Source organism: Nocardia carnea (genome assembly GCF_029869215.1).
In the GTDB taxonomy this organism is placed as follows: domain Bacteria; phylum Actinomycetota; class Actinomycetes; order Mycobacteriales; family Mycobacteriaceae; genus Nocardia; species Nocardia carnea_B.
This window is the reverse complement of the sequence record NZ_JARWPM010000228.1, coordinates 1-3,698: the sequence shown is the minus strand read 5'-3', so window position 1 is coordinate 3,698 and position 3,698 is coordinate 1. Positions and strand designations below refer to the sequence as shown.

The 3,698-nt window shown below is 68.9% G+C and carries 3 protein-coding genes; all 3 read left to right on the top strand.

Features of this window, described 5'->3' with window-relative positions; translation table 11 throughout:
- The first annotated feature begins 144 nt into the window (after window positions 1–144).
- Window positions 145–816, top strand: coding sequence for a dTMP kinase (locus tag QH276_RS15805; RefSeq protein ID WP_280398119.1), 672 nt, complete (start codon window positions 145–147; stop codon window positions 814–816).
- A gap of 78 nt (window positions 817–894) precedes the next feature.
- The gene (gene mtrA / locus QH276_RS15800) at window positions 895–1,572 is read left to right on the top strand and encodes an MtrAB system response regulator MtrA (protein ID WP_040837514.1); all 678 of its coding nucleotides are present in this window, start codon (window positions 895–897) and stop codon (window positions 1,570–1,572) included.
- A gap of 99 nt (window positions 1,573–1,671) precedes the next feature.
- Window positions 1,672–3,698, top strand: a 2,027-nt coding sequence (mtrB, locus tag QH276_RS15795; RefSeq protein WP_432278792.1) for an MtrAB system histidine kinase MtrB, incomplete at its 3' end; no start/stop codon positions are given.

The window sequence follows — 3,698 nt, the reverse complement described above, 5'->3', positions numbered from 1 at the left end:
CCCCCCAAAAAAAACAACCCGTTTTGGCGGCCCCCCAAAACCCCCGCCCAAAACCCCAATACTCCCCCCCACCATTACCGGGCGCGCGCGGGGCCCCCCCCCCCGCGGCCGGGGGGCAACAGCTGTCCGAGTAGGCTGCTGTCCATGGGTGTTCTGGTCTCGGTGGAAGGCCTCGACGGAGCGGGTAAACGGACGCTGATCGCCGAGCTGGTGGCCGCGCTCGAACAGCGCGGGCTACGCGCGGACACCCTGGCCTTCCCCCGCTACGGCCGGTCGGTGCACGCCGATCTGGCCGCCGAGGCGCTACGCGGCGCCCACGGCGATCTGGCCACCTCGGTACACGCCATGGCCGTTCTCTTCGCACTGGATCGCGCCGGAGCGGCCGACGAACTGGCGAAAATGCTCGCCGGAAACGATGTGGTGGTCCTGGACCGCTACGTCGCCTCCAACGCCGCCTACAACGCCGCGCGGCTCGGCCAATCCGCGGACGGGGAAATCGTGCGGTGGGTCGGGGAATTGGAGTTCGGCCGGTTCGAACTCCCGGTGCCGCAGGTGCAGGTGCTGCTGGACGTTCCGGTCGAGGTGGCGGCCGAACGGGCCCGCCGCCGCGGCGAACTCGACGCGGCACGGGAGTTGGACGCCTACGAACGCGACGGCGGATTACAGGAACGCACCGCTGCGGTGTACCGTGATCTCGCTCGGCGTGATTGGTATGGAACCTGGTGGGTTTTCCGGCCCGGCGAACAAGGTTCCGGCTCGTGCACGGGCGAAATGAATGTATTGGCCGCGCGGCTCGCCGCATTGGTAGCGAATTAGTGTTGGATATCCGGCGGGAACGCGCCATGTATGGCGTGGCGACCCGTTACGAGCCCGGGAGATGACAACATAGTAACTATGAAGCCGAAGATTCTGGTCGTCGACGACGATATGGCCCTCGCGGAGATGCTCACCATCGTCCTGCGGGGCGAGGGTTTCGACCCGCACGTGGTCGGCGACGGCACCCAGGCCCTGTCGGCGGTCCGGGAGATCCGGCCCGATCTGGTCCTGCTGGACCTGATGCTGCCGGGGATGAACGGTATCGACGTATGCCGGGTGCTGCGGGCCGATTCCGGTGTGCCGATCGTGATGCTCACCGCCAAGACCGATACCGTCGATGTGGTGCTCGGCCTGGAATCCGGCGCCGACGACTACATCGTCAAACCCTTCAAACCGAAGGAACTGGTGGCGCGGGTGCGGGCGCGGTTGCGCCGTACCGAGGAAGAGCCGGCCGAACTGCTCACCATCGCCGATATCGTGATCGATGTGCCGGCGCACAAGGTCACCCGCGAGGGCGCGCAGATCTCGCTGACCCCGCTGGAGTTCGACCTGCTGGTGGCGCTCGCGCGCAAACCGCGGCAGGTGTTCACCCGCGAGGTGCTGCTGGAGCAGGTCTGGGGTTACCGGCACGCCGCCGACACCCGCCTGGTGAACGTCCATGTGCAGCGATTGCGCGCCAAGGTCGAGAAGGATCCGGAGAATCCGGAGATCGTGCTGACCGTGCGCGGTGTGGGATACAAGGCCGGTCCGCCGTGATCGGTGGCCGTCGGCTCCGGGCCCGGAGGCGGTAACTTGCGCGACCAGGATGGGTCCCGCGCAGATCGCGATCCGGGCGGGAGCAGTCGGGCGGCGCAGCTGCGGCAGGCGCTGGCTCCGGTCAACGAATGGTTTCAGCATGTCGGGAAATCGCTGGGTCTGCTCTGGCGGCGCTCGCTGCAACTGCGCGTCATCGTTTCGACGCTGACGCTGTCGTTGATCGTCATCACCGTGCTCGGTGTGGTGCTGACCAGCCAGATCACCGATCGGCTGCTGGACGCCAAGATCAATGCCGGGGTCGAGGAGATGGATCGGGTCCGCAACACCGTGGAGGGACAGCTCTCCGGGGTACACGATGTCTCCAGTCAGCAACAGCGGTTGTCCGACGCCCGCGACTCGCTGTCCAACCGGCGCGATTCGGGCCGTTCGGCCGGGGCCGCGGGGAGCTTCGATTCGGCGCTGAGCATGATCGGCGGGTCGCCACAGCAGGTGGTCACCGCCGGGCCCATCGAGGAAGTGCCCGATTCATTGCGCCGATTCGTCCAGCGCAATCAGGTGAGCTACCAATTCGCCAATGTCGCCGATCCGGACGGTTATCGCGGCCGGGCACTGATCCTGGGCAGTCCCAGCGCCGAAGTGCCCACGCTGGAGATCTATCTGATCTTCCCGCTGGGCAACGAGGAGCGCAGCCTCGCGCTGATGCGCGGCACCATGATGGTCGGTGGCGCGGTGCTGCTGATCCTGCTCGCCGCGATCACCGCCCTGGTGACCCGCCAGGTCGTGCTGCCCATCCGGTCCGCCGCGCGGATCGCCGGTCGTTTCGCCGACGGCCGTCTCAAGGAGCGCATGCTGGTGCGCGGTGACGACGATATCGCCCGGCTCGCCAAGGCTTTCAACGAAATGGCCGAGAGCCTGTCCAACCAGATCAACCAGCTCGAGGAGTTCGGCAATCTGCAGCGCCGCTTCACCTCCGACGTCAGCCACGAACTGCGTACGCCGCTGACCACTGTGCGGATGGCCGCCGACCTGATCCACGGCAGCAGCGACGATCTGGATCCGGCGCTGGCGCGTAGCGCCGAACTGCTGGTGACCGAACTGGACCGGTTCGAGGGACTGCTCAACGATCTGCTCGAGATCTCGCGCCACGACGCCGGTGTCGCCGAACTCCAGGTGGAATCGCTGGACGTGCGGATGTGTGCGCGCGCGGCGATTTCCACGGTGCGCCACCTCGCCCGCGACGCCGGAATCGAGGTGGTGATCGATCTGCCGGAGGAGCCGGTGGTCGCCGAGGTGGATCCGCGCCGGGTGGAACGGGTGTTGCGCAATCTGCTGGCGAATGCCATCGACCACAGCGAGGGCAAACCGGTGCTGATCCGGATGCGCGGGGATACCGAGGCCAATGCGCTGGCGGTGGTCGTGCGGGATCAGGGGGTCGGGTTGCGGCCGGGGGAGGAGAAGCTGGTCTTCAGCAGGTTCTGGCGCTCCGATCCGTCGCGGATGCGCCGCTCCGGCGGTACCGGCCTCGGACTGTCGATCAGCGTCGAGGACGCGAATCTGCACGACGGGAAGCTGGAGGCGTGGGGCCGCCCCAATGTGGGCGCCAGCTTCCGGCTGACCTTGCCGTTGGTCCGCGGGCAGAAAATGGGTAAGAGCCCGCTGCCGCTGGAACCGGGTATGCGTAAGGCGCCGCGCCGCCCGCAGGCCGAGGGCGAGCCGAATACGACCGAACGGGTGGAACTGGGCCCGCCGGTCACCGACACCGAACCCTGGGCACCCCGGCCGGCCGAAACCGGCCCGTCCGGTACCGATCCCGGTGCGGGGCATCCCGGCGACGCACCCGGGCCCGGCGCCACCGCACCGGCAAGTGGTGACACCGCGCCGGCAGCCGGGGATGCCGACAGCCTTCCGCCGGCAAGTGGGGCCGGCGAGACCCCGGCCGCGGGTGGATCCGATAAGGCGACGACCGGTGCCGGCGGCGAACCGGACCCCCCAACCGGCCCCGGGGGGGGGGGGGGGGGGGGGGGGGCGGGGGCCGCGGGGGGGGGGGGGGGAGGGGGCGGAGGAGAAAAAAAGCCCCCCCCCCCCCCCCCCCGCCCGCGCGGGCGGGGCCGCGCCCGCGGCGGGGC